19 protein-coding genes are annotated in these 19,105 nt (G+C 70.6%); 2 read left to right on the top strand and 17 right to left on the bottom strand.

From position 1 onward, the window contains the following. Window positions 1–131: 131 nt before the first annotated feature. The 11 genes from FH608_RS12125 to FH608_RS12080 all read right to left on the bottom strand — a co-directional run bounded on the left by FH608_RS12125 (window position 132) and on the right by FH608_RS12080 (window position 11,793). Window positions 132–347 carry a helix-turn-helix domain-containing protein gene (locus FH608_RS12125; protein WP_020547488.1) on the bottom strand — a complete coding sequence of 72 codons (216 nt, stop codon included), beginning with the start codon at window positions 345–347 and terminating at the stop codon, window positions 132–134. 113 nt (window positions 348–460) lie between these two features. Next, entirely contained in the window at window positions 461–2,059 is a 1,599-nt protein-coding gene (locus FH608_RS12120) for an ABC-F family ATP-binding cassette domain-containing protein (protein WP_139630562.1), read from the bottom strand. Window positions 2,060–2,186: 127 nt separating this feature from the next. Next, window positions 2,187–4,817, bottom strand: coding sequence for an exo-rhamnogalacturonan lyase family protein (locus tag FH608_RS12115; protein WP_139630561.1), 2,631 nt, complete (start codon window positions 4,815–4,817; stop codon window positions 2,187–2,189). After that, a complete protein-coding gene (locus FH608_RS51410) occupies window positions 4,814–4,975 on the bottom strand; it encodes a hypothetical protein (protein ID WP_193318370.1) in 162 nt (53 codons plus the stop codon). The genes FH608_RS12115 and FH608_RS51410 overlap by 4 nt, the downstream gene beginning before the upstream one ends. Further along, window positions 4,972–5,880 (bottom strand): carbohydrate ABC transporter permease, encoded by a 909-nt coding sequence (locus FH608_RS12110; protein ID WP_139630560.1) that lies wholly within the window; start codon window positions 5,878–5,880, stop codon window positions 4,972–4,974. The genes FH608_RS51410 and FH608_RS12110 overlap by 4 nt, the downstream gene beginning before the upstream one ends. Before the next feature lie 12 nt (window positions 5,881–5,892). Beyond that, window positions 5,893–6,873, bottom strand: coding sequence for an ABC transporter permease (locus FH608_RS12105; RefSeq protein WP_226899353.1), 981 nt, complete (start codon window positions 6,871–6,873; stop codon window positions 5,893–5,895). A gap of 64 nt (window positions 6,874–6,937) precedes the next feature. Then, entirely contained in the window at window positions 6,938–8,377 is a 1,440-nt protein-coding gene (locus FH608_RS12100) for an extracellular solute-binding protein (protein ID WP_226899352.1), read from the bottom strand. Between the two features lie 113 nt (window positions 8,378–8,490). Then, on the bottom strand, window positions 8,491–9,102 hold the full coding sequence (locus tag FH608_RS12095) for a YesL family protein (RefSeq protein ID WP_226899350.1): 612 nt from the start codon (window positions 9,100–9,102) through the stop codon (window positions 8,491–8,493). Between the two features lie 141 nt (window positions 9,103–9,243). Beyond that, entirely contained in the window at window positions 9,244–9,900 is a 657-nt protein-coding gene (locus FH608_RS12090; RefSeq protein WP_226899348.1) for a DUF1961 family protein, read from the bottom strand. A 145-nt stretch (window positions 9,901–10,045) separates the two neighbouring features. Then, window positions 10,046–11,065, bottom strand: coding sequence for a LacI family DNA-binding transcriptional regulator (locus FH608_RS12085; RefSeq protein WP_139630557.1), 1,020 nt, complete (start codon window positions 11,063–11,065; stop codon window positions 10,046–10,048). A gap of 131 nt (window positions 11,066–11,196) precedes the next feature. Next, window positions 11,197–11,793 (bottom strand): TetR/AcrR family transcriptional regulator, encoded by a 597-nt coding sequence (locus FH608_RS12080; RefSeq protein ID WP_139630556.1) that lies wholly within the window; start codon window positions 11,791–11,793, stop codon window positions 11,197–11,199. A gap of 87 nt (window positions 11,794–11,880) precedes the next feature. Between FH608_RS12080 and FH608_RS12075 the strand changes: the two genes are divergently transcribed. Next, entirely contained in the window at window positions 11,881–12,702 is an 822-nt protein-coding gene (locus FH608_RS12075) for an NAD(P)H-binding protein (RefSeq protein ID WP_139630555.1), read from the top strand. A gap of 287 nt (window positions 12,703–12,989) precedes the next feature. Here FH608_RS12075 and FH608_RS12070 read toward each other — a convergent pair whose 3' ends face one another. Next, window positions 12,990–13,613, bottom strand: a complete 624-nt coding sequence (locus FH608_RS12070) for a Uma2 family endonuclease (protein ID WP_139630554.1) — start codon at window positions 13,611–13,613, stop codon at window positions 12,990–12,992. A gap of 78 nt (window positions 13,614–13,691) precedes the next feature. Beyond that, on the bottom strand, window positions 13,692–14,366 hold the full coding sequence (locus FH608_RS12065; protein WP_139630553.1) for an acVLRF1 family peptidyl-tRNA hydrolase: 675 nt from the start codon (window positions 14,364–14,366) through the stop codon (window positions 13,692–13,694). A gap of 172 nt (window positions 14,367–14,538) precedes the next feature. Between FH608_RS12065 and FH608_RS12060 the strand changes: the two genes are divergently transcribed. Beyond that, complete coding sequence (locus FH608_RS12060) at window positions 14,539–15,567, top strand: EAL domain-containing protein (RefSeq protein WP_226899346.1); 1,029 nt, start codon at window positions 14,539–14,541, stop codon at window positions 15,565–15,567. Window positions 15,568–15,619: 52 nt separating this feature from the next. On the opposite strand, the gene FH608_RS12055 is transcribed toward FH608_RS12060, so the two are convergent. The 4 genes from FH608_RS12055 to FH608_RS12040 form a co-directional block, all read right to left on the bottom strand. Continuing rightward, window positions 15,620–16,225 (bottom strand): response regulator transcription factor, encoded by a 606-nt coding sequence (locus tag FH608_RS12055; protein ID WP_139630552.1) that lies wholly within the window; start codon window positions 16,223–16,225, stop codon window positions 15,620–15,622. A gap of 67 nt (window positions 16,226–16,292) precedes the next feature. Next, the gene (locus tag FH608_RS12050; protein WP_193318369.1) at window positions 16,293–17,435 is read right to left on the bottom strand and encodes a sensor histidine kinase; all 1,143 of its coding nucleotides are present in this window, start codon (window positions 17,433–17,435) and stop codon (window positions 16,293–16,295) included. Continuing rightward, window positions 17,432–18,166, bottom strand: a complete 735-nt coding sequence (locus tag FH608_RS12045) for an ABC transporter permease (RefSeq protein WP_139630550.1) — start codon at window positions 18,164–18,166, stop codon at window positions 17,432–17,434. The genes FH608_RS12050 and FH608_RS12045 overlap by 4 nt, the downstream gene beginning before the upstream one ends. Next, entirely contained in the window at window positions 18,166–19,050 is an 885-nt protein-coding gene (locus FH608_RS12040; RefSeq protein ID WP_139630549.1) for an ABC transporter ATP-binding protein, read from the bottom strand. Before FH608_RS12040 ends, FH608_RS12045 begins: the two co-directional genes overlap by 1 nt. Window positions 19,051–19,105 lie beyond the last annotated feature (55 nt).

The following is a 19,105-nucleotide window of genomic DNA, read 5'->3' as shown; positions in this document are numbered from 1 at the left end:
CCGTTCGCGCGAGGAGCGCGCGCCCGGATGCTGGCCGTCGCGCCCGAGCCTACAGAATATCGTTCTGGCTCGGGCGCGACGGATGGCTGACTAGGGACGGGCGGCTGCGGTCGCACGTTCCGAGGCGGCCGTCAGCGCTTCGACTTGCCTCGGGTCGCCCCGCCGCGCCCGCGCAGAGTCACGCCGGACTCGCTCAGGATGCGGTGGATGAACCCGTAAGACCGACCGGTGGAAGCGGCCAGGGCGCGGATGCTCTCGCCCGCGGCGTAGCGCTTCTTGAGATCGCCGGCCAGTTTTTCCCGGTCGGCCCCGGTGACCCGGGTGCCCTTCTTCAGTGTCTCGGCCACGAGTACCTCCTGTAGTGCCGGACTTCCGCAGCGTTACTCCGCCATGATCAGTCATTTCAGCGGGATCGGCTACCTACTCCACGGGAAAAGATCCGTACCCACTCAAATTAAGATCAGGCAAGTGCCACAAGATCGGAAAATTCGTCGCTCCATGCGTCTTCAGTTCCGTCCGGTAGCAAGATCACCCTATCCGGTGACAGGGCGTCAACGGCACCCTCGTCATGTGTGACTAGGACGATTGCTCCTGAATACGACCTCAGGGCATTGAGCACCTGCTCGCGGCTGACCGGATCGAGGTTGTTGGTGGGCTCGTCGAGAAGCAGCACATTGGCGCTCGAGAGCACCAGGATCGCCAGCGCCAGCCGGGTCTTCTCGCCGCCGGACAGCACCCCGGCGGGTTTGTCGACGTCGTCGCCGGTGAACAGGAACGAGCCGAGCACCTTGCGCAACTCGGTGTCGGTGAACGTGCCGCCGGCCGAGCGCATGTTCTCCAGCAGGGTGCGGCCGGAGTCGAGGGTCTCGTGCTCCTGGGCGTAGTAGCCGATCTTGAGGCCGTGGCCGGGGCGGACCTCGCCCGTGTCGGGCTTCTCCAGACCGCCCAGCAGGCGCAGCAGCGTGGTCTTGCCGGCGCCGTTCAGGCCGAGGATGACGACTCGGTGACCTCGGTCGATGGCCACGCTGACGTCGGTGAAGACCTCCAGCGACCCGTACGACTTGGACAGGGCCTCGGCCGTGAGCGGGGTGCGCCCGCACGGCTGCGGCTCGGGGAAGCGCAGCCGCGCGACCTTGTCGCTCTTGCGCTCCTCCTCGGTGCCCGACAGCAACCGGTGCGCACGCCGCATCATGTCCTGGGCGGCCTTGGCCTTGGTGGCCTTGGCGCGCATCTTGTCGGCCTGCGCCAGCAGCGCACCGGCCTGTTTCTCGGCGTTGGCGCGCTCGCGCTTCCTGCGCTTCTCGTCGGTCTCGCGCTGGGCGAGGTAGGCCTTCCAGCCGACGTTGTAGTGATCGATCACCGAGCGGTTGGCGTCGAGGTGCAGGACCTTGTTGACCGTCGCTTCAAGAAGTCCGACGTCATGGCTGATGATCACCAACCCACCTTGATGGGATCGCAAAAAATCACGAAGCCACCCGATTGAGTCGGCATCTAGGTGGTTTGTCGGCTCGTCGAGTAGGAGAGTTTCCGCTCCGCTGAAAAGAATTCGCGCCAATTCCACCCGGCGGCGCTGACCGCCGGAAAGCGTTTGCAACGGCTGTGACAGCACGCGATCCGGCAGCCCGAGGCTGGAGGCGATGGAGGCCGCCTCGGCCTCGGCCGCGTAGCCGCCGAGGACGTGCATCTGGTCCTCCAGCCGGCCGTAGCGCCGGACCGCCTTCTCGCGGGTGCGCTCGTCGGCGGAGGACATGCCGAGCTCGGCCTCGCGCAGGTCGCGCAGCACCTGGTCGAGGCCGCGCGCCGACAGGATGCGGTCGCGGGCGAGGACCTGCAGGTCGCCGGTGCGCGGATCCTGGGGCAGGTAGCCGACGCTGCCGCTGGTGGTGACGGTGCCCGCGGCGGGCAGGCCCTCGCCCGCCAGCACCTTCGTCAAAGTCGTCTTGCCGGCGCCGTTGCGGCCGACGAGCCCGATCTTGTCGCCCGGGTTGACCCGGAACGTGGCCTTCTCGATGAGCAGGCGCGCACCCGCGCGCAGCTCGATGTCACTGGCGATGATCATGTTGGCGGAACACTCCCGAGCTAGGAAACGGAGGATTGGGCGTGCGACGCCAGATCAATCGGGAGTATGCATACGCTTCAGTGTAGGGCCCCAGGCCGGGGCCCCACCTCTGGTTAACCGCCCCTGGTCAGTGCCCGTCCAGATGCCCGCCCGGGTGCCCGCCCGGGTGCCCGTCCAGGTGCCCGTCCAGGTGCTCGCCGATCAGGGCGAGGTTGTGGATGGCGGCCAGGCCGTACTGGCTGGCGCCGTTGGTGCCGACGAAGGGCGCCTCGCGCACGGGCGAGAGCACGTGCGGCCCGTCCACCTCGGTCAGGCTCCACTCCCGCTGCCGCTGCAGCGGGTTCCTGTTGAGCTGGTCGCCCTCGTCGAGGGCGAACTTGCGCCACGCCCACGCGGCCAGCGCGGCGTCGCCGGTGCGGGCGGCCGCGTACGCGGTGAGCCTGCTGTGCGCCTGGATCAGCGAGATCCCCGACAGCCGCTCCCCCACCTCCGCCTCCTGCTGCTCGGGCGTGGCCAGGTAGAGCCGGCAGTACTGCAGCCACGCCCGCTCGAAGCCCGGCACGTCCAGGTCGAGCGCGATCAGCTCGGCGCACATCTCCGGCAGCCCGAACAGCGACGACAGGTGCGAGACGGAGATCTTGTCGCGCGCGGTGTCGAACCGCCCGGTCGCCAGGTCGAGCCGGGCCTCGCCGGTCAGGAAGCCGTGCGGCAGCGCGCCGATGTCGGCCATCGTGCCCAGCAACCGGTCCCTGGCGCGCTCGTCGCCGTGCCGCTCCCACCGGGTCAGCCACGCGGCGGCCAGCGACCCCCAGTCGGTGCCGAGTCCGATCGACAGGGCCGACGGGTCCGGGGTGTAGACGTCCTCGCGCACCTTGCGCGTGGGATCGATCACCACGAACGTCTCCTCGGGCCTGCTCAGCTCGTCCAGCAGGTCGCCCGTGCGCTCGTCGGCGGTCAGGTAGTAGTAGAAGCGCCGGTAGGCCGCGTTGGAGATGCGCAGCTGCTTGCAGCTGCAGCCCCAGTGCTGCACGTTGTGCCTGCTGCCCAGGCCCTTCCACCGGCCGGCGTGATAGACGTCGACCTCGCCGGTGTGGCGGGTCATCGACTCGGCGAAGCGGAAGACGTCCGACCTTCCGGTGCGCAGGTACTGCAGCCAGAGCCACAGGTCGGGCGAGAGCTCGGAGTTGTCCCACGCGTAGCCGCCGACGTCGTAGCGCCAGGTGTGGCGGTCCGGGTCGTAGGTGTGCATGACGTCGCCGTAGTCCCAGAAGCCGTACCACCGGCGCTGCTCGCGCTCGCGCGCGTACAGGTCGAACAGGAAGTCCAGCCGGTCCTCGATCTCGGCGCGCGCGGGCGTGGAGCGGTCGGGCAGGTCCCACACGCCGAAGACGCCGGCCTCGCGCATCCGCGACGGGCCGACGGCCAGCAGGCCCGGCCGGTCCATCGCGGCGGCGTGCGCCGCCAGGGCGGGCGAGGACGGCGTGGCCTCGCAGGCGCGCAGGGTCAGCTCGTGCGTGCGCGCCACGCCGTGGGCGTCGCCGAAGCCGGGCTCGTAGTCCTCGTACGTGATCTCCAGGCCCTCGAGCTGCTCGGCGAAGGTGTCCTGGCCCATGCCGTCGTGGTAGAACCGCAGGTCCATGGCGGGCGCGGACGGCGACCAGAGCCAGACGGTGGCGGTGGCGAGGTCGGTGGCCGCGTTCCTGACGTCGAGGCGGGTGGGGTGCAGGCGCCAGAAGTCGCGCAGCCCGAATCCGAGCCCGCCGCTGACGCCGCCGACGTAGGCGTACCCGGCGGAGCGGGTGCCCGCGGGGATCGTCACCCAGGCGTGGCCCGGGGCGGTGCGCTTGCGCAGCGTGAAGCCGTCGGCGGAGCCCTGGTCGAGCGTGTAGTCGTTCCAGGCGGGGATGAGGTGCAGGCGCGAGGCGACGTCGGGGGCGATCTCGCCGGCCGGGCGGCCCTCGACCTGCGCCCGCCGTACGGACTCGCCGGGGTCGCGGCGCAGCCCGGTCAGCCCGCGCACGGCCTCGGTCAGGAAGCCCCCGGCTCCGGCGATCCGCACGTGCCGGTCGTGGAGCTCGTCGCGCATGACCACGTCGGCGCGCAGGCCGAGCCCGGCCAGGAAGTCGCGCTCGGGGTCGCCGTCCCAGACGAAGGTGTGCATGACGCGCACGTTCTCCGCGCCCGCGTGGAAGTACAGGCGCACGGTGAACGGCAGCCAGTCGCCGTGCCGGCCCTCCAGCCGGACGACGGCCCGCAGCGGCCCGTCCTGCTCGACGGTGACCGCGGTGACGCGCCCGGTGGTCTCCGTGCGCGCCACCGGGCCGCCGTCGTCGGGGGTGGGCTCGTGCTGGCGCAGGCTGACCAGGCGCACGTCCCGGGCGATCTCGCGGCTCCCGCGCGAGATCGAGCGGGCGAGCGTGCCGCCGGACTCCTCGATCGTCCAGGTGACCGCGCCGGTGGCGACGGTCAGCAGGCCGTTCTCGCGGGCGACCGTGACGGGCGTCCCCGGCGCGGCGGGCTCGCGTCCCGGCTCGACGCGGTACGCCGGCGCGGCCGGCCCGGCTCCGATCGCGTGGGCCGACCACTTGACCGAGCCGTCCGGCCAGGTGGCGGTCACCCAGCTCTGCACGGGCACCTCGCGGCCCTCTGCGTCCGCCAGCGCGAACGGCGCGTCCCGCCCGACCGCGCCGCGCGGCCACGGGACGCCCCAGGTCACCCCCTCCTCGCCCGGTCGGTCGAGCCAGTGCAGTGCGGTCATCGGATCTCCTTCAGTCGTGCTGCGACGGTCGCGGCCACCTGGCCGGCGCCGCGCAAGCCGAAGCCGGGGTCGCCGGCCCGGTGGACGGCACGGTGGACAGGCAGGTGGACGGCCCGGTGGACGGCCCGGTGGACGGCCCGGTGGACGGCACGGGTCACTCCTTGACGCTCCCGATCAGGACGCCCTTGGCGAAGTGCTTCTGCAGGAACGGGTAGAAGCACAGGATCGGCAGCGTCGCGATCACCACGACCGCGAACTTCAGCCCCTGCTGGGGGAAGAACACCGCGGAGTCGAGCGCGCCGATGGCGTTGGCGGCGTCGGGGCTGGTGAGCTGGCGCACCAGCACCTGCAGGGTCCACTTGCTGTTGTCGTTGATGTACAGCAGCGGGGACATGTAGTCGTTCCAGATCGCCACCGCGTAGAACAGCGAGAAGGTCGCGATGATCGGCTTGGAGAGCGGCAGGACGATCTTGAAGAAGACGCCCATCTCGTTGCAGCCGTCGATCCGCGCCGCCTCCTCCAGCGCCTGCGGCAGCTCCTGGAAGAACGACTTCACGATGATCAGGTAGAACGGGTTGATCGCCAGCGGCAGGATCAGCGCCCAGTAGCTGTCCAGCAGCCCGAGATCCCGCACCACCAGGTACGTCGGGACGATGCCGCCGCCGAAGACCAGCGTGAAGATGACCAGGTTCAGCACCAGCGTCCGGCCGGGCAGATACCGCTTGGCCAGCGGGTACGCCATGCTGAAGGTGAGCAGCACCTGCACCACCGTGCCCACGGCCGTCACCACGATCGTGGTGAGCAGCGACCGCAGCAGCGTGTCGTTGGCGAAGATGTACTCGTAGGTGCTGGTGACGAACTTCTCCGGCCACAGGAAGAAGGGCCGCGCGGAGATCTCGCCCTCGGTGGCGAACGACCCGGCGAGCACGTAGAACAGCGGCAGCACGGTGATCAGCGCCAGGCCGCCGAGCAGGATGATGTTCAGCGTGTCGAACACCCGGCTGCCGAGCGAGCTGTAGTGCCTGACCCCTGCGGGCTGGGTGGCGGTGGTGTTGTCAGACAAGGCCCGGCCTCCTCAGAACAGTCCGCGCTGGCCCAGGCGCTTGGCCAGCCAGTTGGAGCCGAAGATCAGGACGACGCCGGCCACGCCCTTGAACAGGCCGACCGCGGTGGCGTAGCTGTAGCCGCCCTGGGTCACGCCGACGTAGTAGACGAAGGTGTCGAACACGTCCGCGACCGAACGGTTCAGCGAGTTGGTCAGCAGCCAGATCTGCTCGAAGCTCTGGTCGAGCAGGTTCCCCGACGTCAGGATGGCCATGACCACGATCGTGGGACGGATCGCGGGCAGCGTGACGTGCCAGAACTGCCGCCAGCGCCCAGCGCCGTCCATGCGGGCCGCCTCGTACAGGTTGGGGTCCACGCCGGCCAGCGCGGCGAGGTAGATGATCGTCCCCCAGCCGGACGTCTTCCACAGCAGCTGCAGGATGACCAGCGGCCTGAACCATTCCGGCTGCGCCATGTAGTCGACCTTGGGCCCGCCGCCCGACAGGCTGTGGATCCAGCTCGCGACGACCCCGAAGTCCACCGAGAACAGCAGGTACGTCAGGGAGAAGACGATGGTCCACGACAGGAAGTGCGGGATGTAGATCAGCGACTGGACGTACCGCTTGAAGACGCTGACCCGCAGCTCGTTGAGCAGCAGCGCGACGATGATCGGGGCGGGGAAGACGAAGAGCGCCGTCAGCAGCGCGAGGAACAGCGTGTTGAAGAGCAGGCGGCCGAAGTCAGGCCCGGTGAACAGGTTCTCGAAGTGCTTCAGGCCCACCCAGGGGCTGTCGGAGTAGCCGAGGAACGGCACGAAGTCCTGGAAGGCGATGCTCAGGCCGTACATCGGCAGGTACTTGAAGAGCACGAAGTACAGCAGGCCGGGGATGAGCATCAGGTACAGCCAGCGGTAGCGCAGCAGTGCCGTGCGGACGGGCACCCTGCCCGGCCGGCGTCCCTTCTCGGCCTTCCTGGCCGCCTTCGTGGCGGGCGGCGCCAGGTCGGTGGCCACTACGGCCTCCTTTCACGGGGGGAGAGGGGCCCGGAGGACGCCGGGCCCCTCAGGTCGAGTCGGCTCAGCCGCCTACCTTGGAGATTCCTTCCTGCAGCTCGGTGAGGATCTGCGTGCCGCCGCTGTCGTACCAGCGCTTGATCTCCGCCTTGAACTGCTCCTCGGTGAGCTCGCCTGCGAGGTACTTGATGCGGGCGTCGGTGACGATCGGGTTGAGCGTGGCGCCCTTCTCGACCGCGGTCTGCGAGATCACCGGCAGCGAGGGGTCGTGCACGGCGGTCTGCAGGTCGAGGTTCATCAGCTCGTCACGCTGCTTGAGCCAGTCCTTCTCGGCCTGGCTGGGGCGCATCCACTCGTAGGCGCCGCCGGGCACGCCGACGCTGGAGGTCATGCCGAGCTGGATGAAGGCCTTCTCCACGTCGTTGTTGATGACCTTCATCTGCGGGTCCTGATCGTTGATCTTGACCGCGAAGCCGTCCTCGACCTTGAAGTTGCGGCCCTCGATCCCGTTGCTCACCAGGATGGAGCCCTCCTTGGACGCCAGCTTGTCCAGCACCTTCAGCACCTCGTCGAGCTGCGCCTCGGTCCTGACGTGCTGCTTGGACACGGCGATGATGCCGTTGAACCCGGTGAAGGGGTAGGAGAACTTCTTCCCGTCAGGCCGCGACAGGTTGCCCGCCATGGCGACCTTCTCGTCGTAGGTCTCCGCGTCGAGCTCCTTGAAGCCGTCGAAGAGCTGGCCGGCGCGGACGTTCACGTCGATGATGATGCCGCCCTTGCCCTGGATGAACGGGTCGTTCCACTTGGCGGTGTCCAGGGTCGCCCAGTCGGGGTTGACCAGGCCCTCGTCGATGAACTTCTTGATGTACTTCTGCGCCTCCCAGAACTCGGGCACGTCGAACTCGGGCACGAGCTTGCCGTCGCGCATGCCGTAGTTGTTGGGGGCGCCGAACCACACGTCCATGACGTTGTACGGGCTGGAGGCGGAGAAGGTTGTGCCGGGCCACTTCGGCAGGATCATGCCGTAGGTGTCCTTCTTGCCGTTGCCGTCCGGGTCCTTCTCGGTGAACGCCTTGGCGATCTTGTAGAGGTCGTCGGTGGTCTTCGGCATCTCCAGGTCCAGCTTCTCCAGCCAGTCCTTGCGGATCACGATCGCCGAGCGCAGCAGCGGGCGCACGCGGTAGATGCCGTAGTTCTTGGCGTTGGTCTTGGAGTTGATCCAGGTCTGCTCGGACTTGGGCTTCAGGTTCGGGTACTTGTCCAGCTTGTCGGTCAGATCCCAGAACGCCCCCGCCTCCGCGGCCTTGACGAACGACGGGCCCTTGTTGTCCTGGATGACCATGACGTCGGGCAGCGCGTCGGACGCGAGCGTGACGTTGGTCTTCTCGTTGTACTCGGCGTTGGGCACCCAGGTGATGTTGAGCTTCTTGCCGATGAGTTTCTCGACGGCCGTCTGGATCTCACCCTTGGGGTCGGGGGCGGTGCCGAACAGCGGCACCATCATGCTCAGCGTGCTGCTGTCCCCCTCGGCCTCATCACCGCCGCCCGAGCAGGCGGAGACGGCCGCGGCGGTCGTTAGCGTTAACAGACCGGCAAGGAGCCGGCGACGAGCTGCGCTCATGAGTTCCCTTTCGCTTGCAGTCGCGCCTCGTTCTCCTCGAAGAAGCGCAGGCAGAGCCACGTGTTGAGGTAGATCCACGCGCCGACGCTGATGATCGGGGCGAGGAGGGGCACTGTCGCGGTCACGTAGGCGATCGCCGAGAGCGCGAACAGCAACAGCACGGTGGAAGCCGGCCTGGTCAGCGCGAGGAGCGACGCCTTCGGGAGGTAAGCCCACAGCGGCAGCTCGTAGTGCGCGTACAGCGGCCCGATGTACACCCCGACCGCGGCCAGCACCAGCAGCGCCGCGTACGTCGCGATCCGCAGCGCGCCCGGCTCCGGCCCCAGGGCGGAGAGGTAGAGGTAGTTGCCGGCCAGGACCGTGGCGACCAGGGCCACGGGCAGGACCAGCAACGAGGCACGGACGAACTCCCGCCGGTAGACGGTCCAGAAGTCGAGCCAGTGAATCGATTCACCCCGAGCGTGCCGCCGCGCCATGGCGTAAGCCGCCACGGTGGCGGGTCCCCATCCGAGGACCACGCCGCCGAGCACGGTGAAGACGATCCACATCAGGTTGAGCCTGGCCGCCCAGAAGATCTCTGAGCAGGCTGCTTGAACCTTCATTGACATGGCTGGATGGCTCATCCCGCAGCACCTTCTGACGGCGTGTGCGCGGACACGGGGGCGGAGGGTTACGCCGGGACGTCCCCGCCGTTACGCGCGGACGAACCCCGGTTGGTGTTGCGAAAGTAGTGTTGAATCGACTCAAAGTCAATGACACGAAATCCGCAGATTTCCGTACTCACCGATCAGCGGAGCCATCTGGCGGAACCCCACCTTGCCTCCTGCCAGGGCGGGACCCCCGATCAAGCCGTCGTCCGTCCAGCGGAACGAGACCAAATCGTTCACCGAGAAGGTGATCTCCCCGCCCCTGACGTCCAGCCGCATGGCGTACGGACCCCGCGCGTCCAGCACCGCCGGCAGCGGGTCAGGACCCTGCGCGACCAGGTGGAAGCCGTGGCTCTTGCGCAGGTTGCAGGTGTGCAGGGCGCGCTCCGACTCCCACATGCGGCGGAAGTAGGAGACGTGGTAGGCGTCGATGTCGCCGTGGTGGTACTGGTCGTACGGGCCGGTGCGCCCGGCCAGGGCGGGGTCGAAGAGGTCCTCGCCGTTCCTGCCCCTGGCGTGGAAGAACATGATGGCCAGGCCCGGCTCCCTGACGGGCCAGAAGTCCCACTCGATGCGCACGTCGGCGGGGAACTCCTCCGGGCACCACAGGACGAGGTTGGCCGCCTGGCCGTCCGAGGGCGGCCTCAGGCTCTCCAGGCGCAGGCGCCCCTGGGGGAAGGAGGTCGCGCCATCCCCCTCCATCCGGAAGCCGGCCAGGTCGTCGGGGGTGGCCAGAGGGTTGCGGTAGAGCTCGGTCACGAGGGCTCCTTCCAGGGGGATCCTTCCCGGGTTTCCGGCGGTCTCGGGTTCGGTTGCCGAGGTACGGCGGCGCGGAGATACGCCGCCCGCAAGCGGACGGGTCGGCGGGAGGGTGATGCGCTGAAACCATTCAGCGGCAGGGTGATCAGCCGTCGCGGCGCATGGCGCTCGACTCGCGGATCACCAGGTCGGGCTGGAAGATGACCTGCCGGTGCCGGTGCTGCTCGGGGTCCGCGACCTCCTCGAGCAGCAGGTCGATCGCGGTGCGCCCGAGCAGTTCGCGCGGCTGCCGGACGGAGGACAGCGGCACCGCGGCCGCGGCGGCGAAGTCGATGTCGTCGTAGCCGATGATCGCGAGGTCCTCGGGCACGCGCAGCCCGTGCGTGGCCATCGCTTGTAAGAATCCGAGCGCCATCATGTCGTTGGCGCAGAACGCCGCGGTGGGGCGCTCCTCGGGAGGCAGGGCGGCCACGCGCTCGCCCACGGCCCGCCCCTCCCCCACGGTCAGCGTGGGGGCGGTGGTCGTGAGCAGCTCCACCGCGCCGTCGGCGGCGGCGACGGCGCTGCTCACGCCCGCGTGCCGGTCGGCCACCTGCTTGATGGACGGCGGCCCGCCGACGAACATGATGCGCCGGTGCCCCCGCTCGATCAGGTGGGCGCCGGCGATCTGCCCGCCGAGCCGGTCGTCGACCGCCACCGAGCACTGCAGCCCGGTCGCCGGGCTGTCGACCAGCACCACGGGGGTGCCGCGGGCGACCAGCTCCTCAAGCCAGGGGCTCTCCATCTCGACGGGGGTGATCAGTATGCCCAGGACCCGCTGCTGTTCGAGCTGGTCGAGGTGGCGGCGCTCGCGGCCGGGGTCGCCGGCGCTGTTGCAGAGCACCACCATCGAATCGTGGTCGTCGGCCACCGACTCGGCGCCCTGTGCCACGTCCACGAAGAACGGGTTGGAGACGTCGAGCACGACGAGGCCGACCGTGCGGCTGCGGCCCACCCGCAGGTGGCGGGCCACCTCATTGCGGACGAAGCCGAGTTTCTTGATCGCTTCGAAGACGCGTTCGCGTGTGGCGGGGGACACGATCTCGGGGCGGTTGAGCACGTTGCTCACCGTTCCCACCGAGACGCGCGCCAGCTGCGCGACCTCCTTGATGTTCCTTGTCGCCATCGATCCTCACGAGGCCGTGCTGCTCTAGGGGTTGGGAAATCGCTGGTGGGCCGTCAGGGCGGCCCATCGTGAACTCTGGCATCATAGCGGCATTCAAGATTATTTTGAATCGTCTCAAACACTCAAAGCGGTCACGAGGGATCGCGAGGGGACGGCGCGGCCCCGGGTGTGGCCGCGCCCGCCTTCATGCCGTCGAGCATCAGGTGCAGGTATCTGACCGGCCTGGACGCCACCGGCTCGGGCAGTCGCCCGGGGTGGCAGGTGAAGACGTTCAGCAGGTGGATCAGGTCCTCGACGGTCACGTCCGCGCGCATTGAACCGTCGGCCTGCGCGCGGCGCACGAGCGCGTCGAAGCCCTCCACCCACCCCGCTCGCTTGCGCGCGAACTCGGCCGAGCCGGCGATCGCCTCCTGCGGCACCTCGGCGAGCGCGGTGGCCAGCGCGGCCCGCCCCGGCTCGGCCGCCCAGGTGACGAACTCCCGGATCGCGGCCCAGGCGTCGGCTCCGGCGGAGGCCCGGTCGAGCGCGTCCGCCATCGTGTGGATGTAGTGGTCGCCGACGGCCACGACCAGGGCGTGGCGGTCGGGGAAACGGCGGTAGAGCGTGCCGACGCCGACTCCGGCGCGCTTGGCGATGGCCTCCATGGGGGCGTCGACGCCGCGCTCGGCCATGACCTCCGCGGCCGCTTCGACGATCTTGCCGAGGTTCCGCCTGGCATCCGCGCGCACGTGCCACCCCAAACTGGACGATCCGATTCCGCTTAGTGTACCGTCCCCGTAACCGGAATTCAGGATTCCACTTAGGGGGAATGCACCATGATCGTGGTGACCGGCGCGACCGGCTCCATCGGCCGGGCGCTCATCGAGCGCCTGCGCGGCCACGACGTCCTCGCCGTCGTCCGGCGGCCCGCCGACGACCTGGACTACGACCACGCCATCGCCGACTTCGACGAGCCCGCGACGATCGGCCGGCTGCTGTCGCCGGGTGACCGCCTGTTCCTCAACAGCTCGCTCTGGCCGGGCTTCGTGCGGGCCCACCGCGCCGTGATCGACCTGGCCGCGCGGGCGGGGGTCGCGCAGGTGGTGGCCGTGTCCGTACGGGACGCCACGCCGGGCGCCAAACTGGGCGGCGGCATGCACGGCGAGGTGGACGCCCACCTGCGAGCATCGGGTGTGCCCTGGTCGATCCTGCAGCCGAGCGGATTCATGCAGAATCTTCCGCGCGACGTGCGCGACGGGCACTTCTACGGCTCGTACGGGCCCAAGGAGGTCAACTACATCGACGCGCGGGACATCGCGGAGGTGGCCGCCGCCCTGCTCACCCGCCCGGTCGGGCCGGACGCCGACCACGTGCTCACCGGCCCTGAGTCGCTGTCGCACGCCGAGATCGCCGGCGAGATCAGCGCGGCGCTCGGCCGCCCGGTCCGGTACGTCGACCTGCCCGTGCCCGAGATGGCCGCCCATCTGGAACGCCAGGGCATCCCGCAGCCGCACGCCGCCGACCTGGCGGAGCTGATGGCCTCGACGGGCGACGGCCGCTGGGCCTCCACGACCTCGGCGGTCGAAGATCTCACGGGCCGCCCACCCCGCCCCCTGGCCGCCTTCCTCCGGGATCACAAGGCCGACTTCCCCCGCTGACCCGCCCCGCCCCGGCCCGTGCCCCTTCCGACGCAGCCGCCCCTGCCCCGGCCCCTGTCTCTCGACGCAACCGGCCCTGCCCCCGCCTCGCCCAGGCCGGCGCGCTCCGGGCCAGGAAGCGGCCCTGTCCGAGCGTGGCCCGTGAGGGTACGAGGCGCAGCCCTTCCATCGTCGTGGCGCGAGACCGGACGGCTCTCATGACGTGCCCTGGCCACCCGACCCGCAGAGCGAGCGCGCGGCACGCCGACGCCCAGGATGGCGGTGCCATCAAGGAGCAGAGGCCGTGACTACGGCGTGTGCTGTGACCCGGAGAAGATGGCGGTGTCGAGGTCGAGGCCTATCGGGTCGGGGATGCGCACCGTGGACCCCATGGCGACGCGGGTGACGGTCTGGTATTCGCCTTCTTTGGCGTCGCTCAGCACGGTGACGGTTGGCGGCACGGCGATCGGGTCCACCAGCAGCATGACGGGAACGCCGCCTGCGGCGTACAGGGGAGGCTTCTTCACCCGGTCGTCCTCGGCGCTGCTCGGCGAGACCACCTCGGCCACCATCAGCAGACCAGAAGACAGCAACTCCCGGACACCCCAGCGAGGGCAGTCAGGCGGGGCGACTACGAAATCGGGCTCCACCGGGGTCCGCGGTCCATCGATGCAGACATCCACGTTGCCCGCGAAAGCGTCCCAGCCACGTTGAGTGAGCAGAGGAATCAGTGCACGGTGGATCAGCATCGCGAGTCTTGCATGCTCGGGCGTGCTGACGGGGCTCACGATCAACCTTTCATCGATGACTTCGGCGCGGAGGCCGGGAAGGGGCGGCAGCGCGTCGAACAGCTCGCGGGCTGTTGCGGGTAGCTGTGTGGCGTCGGTCTCGGGCGTGAGCCTGCAGGGGCGCCTGCGTGATGCCATGACCATAATGGGCTCCCTACGTGTTCGTACAGACACGAAGAGTATCGCATCGTCGGGAAGCCGCACAGGCCGTAGGTGCGGAGGTCATCCCGGAGGGTCGGCGCCGGGGCGGTCCACCACGCGGACGCGGACCGCGCGGAAGGTGGCCGGTGTGTCCCTGAGCACCGCCAGTCGCGGATCCGGCACCACCAGGAACGGCTCGGTCTCCAGCGCGAGCAGGGGCGCGAGGCGGCGGTCGGCGCGCAGGGCGTCCATCGCCCGCCGGTCCCCGCCCAGCACCACCGCGTCGAGCTCCCCCAGGTAGGGGGTCAGCACCCGCACCGCCGTCTCCACGGCGTCGTCGTACGCCCGCGCCGCCTGGTTGCGCCGCCGCCGGGCGAAGCGCTGCTGCGACCACCCGCCCGCGGCCGTACGGCCCTGCACCAGCCTCGACCCCACCTTGGACGCCACGAGGACGGACCCGTGGAACACCCCGGCCGCGTAGCCGCCGAGCCGGACCAGGAACACCCCGATCCGCCGCTCCGCCTGCGCGTGGGCGACCAGGCGGGTGACGTGGGGCGGGCCGGGCGGCGTCATGGGCGGGAACGGCACGTGCAGCTCGGCCACGGCGCCGTCGGCGGCGGCCAGGCGCACGGCGCGGGCGTCGCCCGAGGCGGAGAACGGCCCGTGCCGCGCCGCGAAGCCGTCGATCCACGGATGCAGGCGTTCCGGCGGCACCGTGACCCACCGGCCGCCGCCCCTGGCCGGACGCGCGCTCATCCCCGCAAGGCCCCCAAGCTCGGTCGGCGATTCACCCTCGATCGTAGAGCGCGTCCGCACGGCCCGGCACCGGTGGACGGCATCCCCCGGACCCAGGCACGCCAGACGAAATGTGGGTGAATTCCGGGTCTACGGCCTTCTGCGGCCCCGCCGGGTGCAGCAGCATCTCTACGTGTCCTCCCTGCTCACCAGCCCCGTGGTGGATCTCGACACCGGGGCCGTCATCGCCCAGCCGGCCGTCGTGGACGCCGCGGGCACGCTCAGAGCGGCACCGCTCCCCATGGTGCTGGAGCTTCCCGTCGAGGTCGTCCTGGCCGGCGCGGGCGCGCTGGCGCCGCTGCACGAAGCCCTCAGACGGGCGGGCAGGCATCCCCGCGAGGCCATCCTGCTGCTCACCGGATCGTGCCAGGAGCGGTTCCGCCCGCTGCTGAAGGTCGGGCTCGACGGCCTGCGCACGATCGGCTACCTGCTCGGGTTCGCCGGCGTCGGGACCGGCGGGGCGCCGCTGGACCTGGCCGCGGACGCGGGCCCGTACCTGCTGGCCCTGGACCCCGGGCTGGTCGCGCGCATCCCGGGCGACCACCGCGCGACGGCGGTGGCGCGGGCGGTGGTGACGCTGGCCCGCGGCATCGGCGCCCACGTGCTCGCGCCGGGCGTCGAGCGGGAGCCGCAGCTCGCGGTGGCCCGCGGCCTCGGCGTACGCCTCGCGCACGGCCCCCTGCTCGCCCCGGGCCCCGACGGCAGGGTACGGGTGCCGCTGCCCGTCACCGAGGAGCCCGCCGGGGTGATGCTGGGCCCGCGCGTCCAGGAGCTGCTCATCCCGGCGGTGACGCTGCCCGGCGAGGCCACGGCGGAGGAGGCGGTGGCGGCCTTCGGGCAGGAGCCGACGATCACCAGCGTGATCCTGGTCGACGAGTTCCAGCGGCCCCTGGGCAGCCTGGACAGGAGCCGGTTCCTGCTGTCGTTCGCGGCCCGCTACGGGCACGCGCTGCACGGCGCGAAGCCGGCGAGGCGGCTGGCAGACCCGCCGCGCACGGTGCCGCGCACGACCCCGGCGATCGCCGCCATGCAGGCCGCGGGCCGGGACCCGGCTCGCGTCTACGACGACCTGGTGGTCACCGACGAGCTGAACCGCTGCCTCGGCATCGTCCGCGTCTCCGACCTGATCAGGCAGGTGACCGCGGTCAGGGCCGGGGTCTAGGGGCAGGGCCTGTTCGGAGGCGGGGTCTGACGTCGGAGCCTGGAGGCGGGGTCTAGAGCCAGCCCTGGACGCGGGCGCGCTGCACGGCCTCGATGCGGTTGCGGGCGTGCGTCTTCTGGATGGCCGACGACAGGTAGTTGCGTACGGTGCCCTCCGACAGGTGCAGCCGGCGCGCGATGTCGCCGATGGTCGAGCCGTCCGCCGCCGCGCCCAGCACGTCGCGCTCCCGCCCGGACAGCGGGTTGGGCCCCGCGCTGAGCGCCGCCGCGGCGAGCCCCGGGTCGATCACCCGCTCCCCCGCGTGCACCCGCCGGATGGCCGCCGCGAGCTCCCTGGCAGGGCTGTCCTTGACCATGAACGCCGCGGCTCCCGCCTCCATGGCGGTCCGCAGGTAGCCGGGGCGCCCGAACGTGGTCAGGATCATCACCCGGCATCCCGGCACCTCGGCGGTGATCCGGGCGCAGGCCGCGAGCCCGTCCATGCCGGGCATCTCGATGTCCAGCAGCGCGATGTCGGGCCGCACCTCGGCGGCGACCGCGATCGCCTCCGCGCCGTCGGCGGCCTCGCCGGCGACCTCGATGTCGGGCTCCAGGCCCAGCAGGGACGCCAGCGCGCCGCGCACCATGCCCTGGTCCTCCGCCAGCAGCACCCGGATCATGCCCGCTCCCCCGCCCGCCTCGTGGCCACGCGGACGCCCTCGCCCCGGCCGGGATCGGCCACCCTGATCACGCGCACGCCTCCACCCCGGCCGGGACCAGCACGCGGAGCAGGTGGCCGCCCGGCGACGGGCCCGCCGCCATCGCGCCGCCCGCGCCCGCCACCCGCTCGTCCAGCCCGCGCAGCCCGCTGCCCATCGTGTACGGCCCGTCGCCGCCCTTCCCGTTGTCCATGATCTCCAGGGTGGCCTGCCGGCCGTCGAACGTCATCTTGATCTCGCACCGCGTGGCTCCCGAGTGGCGCACGACGTTCGTGATGCCCTCGCGTACGGACCAGCCCAGCAGCTGGTCGAGCAGGCCGGGCAGCGGCGTGCCTGAGACCCGCACCTCGGCGCGCACGCCGGCCGCTCGTAACACGGCTCTGGCGTTGTCGATCTCCTCGGTCAGGCTGCGCTGGCGGTATCCGGTGACGGCCTCGCGCACCTCGGTCAGGGCCTTCCTCGCGACGGACTCGATGTCGCCGATCTCCTTGCGCACCTGCGGCGACTCCTCCGCCAGCCGCCCGGCCAGCTCGCTCTTGAGCACGATCAGCGACAGGCTGTGCCCGAGCAGGTCGTGCAGGTCGCGGGCGATGCGCAGCCGCTCCTCCGTGGCCGCCAGCCTGGCCACCTCGTCCTGGGCCAGGCGCAGCTCGACGGCGAGCACCCGGGTGTTGCGCACGCTGATGAACAGCACGCCGAGCGTGACCACCTGCAGGGCCAGCACGATGATCGTGCCGGCGTCCGTGCCGGTGGCGAGGCCGGCCCCCACCACGACCCCGAGGTCGGCGAGGACGGCCCAGACGGCCCACACGGGCGGCAGCGTGAACCCGTACAGCACGACGCAGTAACACGGCATGCTCAGCCAGCTGCCGCCGAAGCCGACCGCGCCTGCCACGCCGATCACGGTGGTCAGGCCGAGCAGCGGGTAGGTCCAGCGGCTGCGTTCGAGGAAGCTCCTGGCGCTGAGCGACGTGGCGACGAAGGACGCGACGAACGCGACGAGCAGCGCGCCTCCCCAGACCGCGCGGGCCCCGGTGAGCTTCCCCGACAGGATGTCGAGGACCGGGAAGACGAGGTAGACCATGCCGACGGAGAGCCCGAACATCCGCCGCCGCCTGTTCGACGACGCGGGGTCGGCCCCTCCGAAGCTGATCCTGTCTGCGAAGCTCATGCGCGTACGGTAGCCCGCCGGTAGAGGTGGACGGCAGCTCCCCCCAGCGCGACCGCCCATCCCGCGACGACGAGGACGTCCGTCATGTCCAGGCCATGACCGGCGACGAGGCTCTGCCCGAGCCGCGCGTAGTGGAAGGACGGGGTGAAGTCCGCGACCGTGCTGAGGGTGTCGCCGAGCACCTCGGGCGGGAACCACAGGCCGCCGGCGATCGCCAGCGCGAACATGCAGATCATCGCGGCCGGCTGGGCCGCGTCGGCCGACAGCACCGACCCGATGGCCAGCCCCAGCGCGACGAACGGCAGCACGCCCAGCCACATCACGAGCAGCAGCTCCGCCCACGTGCCGAGCGACAGCGACACGCCCTGCTGCAGCACCGCGGCCAGGCTCACCAGCACCAGCGACGGCAGGACGAGCACCAGGGCGGTGATCAGCTTGGTGACGATGATCGCCCAGCTCGGCAGCGGGGTGATCTGGAGCTGGCGCAGCCAGCCGGACTGCCGCTCGGTGGCCCACGGCACCGCCGAGCTCATCATGGAGGAGGCCAGCGCCCCGTACGCGGCCATCGACACCATCAGGATGACGCTGTACGACACGCCGCCCGGGTTGGTCTGGTTGCCGTAGATGTTGGCGTTGATCAGGTAGAGCAGGACGGGGAAGGCGACCACGAAGAAGATGTAGCGCCGGTTGCGCAGCATCCTCAGCGCCTCGGTCTTGGCGTAGTAGAGCATCAGGACTCCCTGGTGAGCGCGAGGAAGGCGGCTTCGAGGTCGGCGCCGGACAGCTTGAGGTCGCGCACGTCGAGCGTGGTGCCCCGGAAGAGCCCGGCGAGGGTGGCGTCGGTGTCAGTGGTGTGCAGGACGGCCGTGCCGGCGTCGACCTCCACGGCGGTGACGCCCGGCAGCCGGTCGAGCCCGGCCACGGGCTGGTCGCCGAGGGCGAAGCTGACGGTGTGCCCGCCGGCCCCGGCCTTGATCTCGGCGGCGGTGCCGTCGGCGGCCAGCCGGCCCTTGGCGATGACGACCACGCGGTCGGAGTGCTCGTCGGCCTCCTCCAGGTAGTGGGTGGCGAACAGCACGGTCCTGCCGCCCGCCGCGTAGTCGTGCATGCCGGCCCAGAACCGCAGCCTGGACTCCACGTCCATGGCCGCGGTCGGCTCGTCGAGCAGCAGGATCCTGGGCGCACCCGCGATGGCCAGGGCGAACCTGACGCGCTGCGACTGGCCGCCGGACAGCTTGTTCGCGCGCCGCCCGGCCAGCTCGGTCAGGTCGGCCAGCTTGAGGATCTCGTCCAGGCCGAGCGGGCGCGGGTAGAGCCGGCGGACGAGGTCGACGAGCTCCCTGACGGACAGCTCGGGGATGAGCGCGCCGTTCTGCAGCATGGCGCCCATCTCACCGGCCTTGACCGCGGTGTCGGGGGAACGCCCGTGCACGGTGACCGTGCCGGCGGTCGGCTTGAGCAGGCCGAGCAGGAGGTTGATGGAGGTGGACTTGCCGGCGCCGTTGGGGCCGAGCAGGGCCACGGTGTTGCCGGGCTCGATGGCGAGGGAGAGGTCGTCGACGGCGAGCACGTCCCCGTAGTGCTTGCTGACGTGGTCGAACACGATGGCGTTCATGGGAAGAACGCTAGAGCGGGGGGTTCGCGGCGGTTAGTGCGTTCCCTCCGGCGTT

Source organism: Nonomuraea phyllanthi, from assembly GCF_006334985.2.
Classification (GTDB): Bacteria; Actinomycetota; Actinomycetes; order Streptosporangiales; family Streptosporangiaceae; genus Nonomuraea; species Nonomuraea phyllanthi.
The sequence above is the reverse complement of the archived record's forward strand: the minus strand, read 5'-3'. Positions and strand labels throughout refer to the sequence as shown.

Coding starts and splice junctions, on each gene's coding strand:
- FH608_RS12045 (WP_139630550.1), bottom strand. CDS start 18,166: ATGCTCTACTACGCCAAGACCGAGGCGCTGAGGATGCTGCGCAACCGG.
- FH608_RS12065 (WP_139630553.1), bottom strand. CDS start 14,366: ATGAGCGCGCGTCCGGCCAGGGGCGGCGGCCGGTGGGTCACGGTGCCG.
- FH608_RS12120 (WP_139630562.1), bottom strand. CDS start 2,059: ATGATCATCGCCAGTGACATCGAGCTGCGCGCGGGTGCGCGCCTGCTC.
- FH608_RS12115 (WP_139630561.1), bottom strand. CDS start 4,817: ATGACCGCACTGCACTGGCTCGACCGACCGGGCGAGGAGGGGGTGACC.
- FH608_RS12070 (WP_139630554.1), bottom strand. CDS start 13,613: ATGGTCATGGCATCACGCAGGCGCCCCTGCAGGCTCACGCCCGAGACC.
- FH608_RS12095 (WP_226899350.1), bottom strand. CDS start 9,102: ATGTCAATGAAGGTTCAAGCAGCCTGCTCAGAGATCTTCTGGGCGGCC.
- FH608_RS12050 (WP_193318369.1), bottom strand. CDS start 17,435: ATGAGCTTCGCAGACAGGATCAGCTTCGGAGGGGCCGACCCCGCGTCG.
- FH608_RS12040 (WP_139630549.1), bottom strand. CDS start 19,050: ATGAACGCCATCGTGTTCGACCACGTCAGCAAGCACTACGGGGACGTG.
- FH608_RS12085 (WP_139630557.1), bottom strand. CDS start 11,065: ATGGCGACAAGGAACATCAAGGAGGTCGCGCAGCTGGCGCGCGTCTCG.
- FH608_RS12075 (WP_139630555.1), top strand. CDS start 11,881: ATGATCGTGGTGACCGGCGCGACCGGCTCCATCGGCCGGGCGCTCATC.
- FH608_RS12100 (WP_226899352.1), bottom strand. CDS start 8,377: ATGATGGTGCCGCTGTTCGGCACCGCCCCCGACCCCAAGGGTGAGATC.
- FH608_RS12055 (WP_139630552.1), bottom strand. CDS start 16,225: ATGATCCGGGTGCTGCTGGCGGAGGACCAGGGCATGGTGCGCGGCGCG.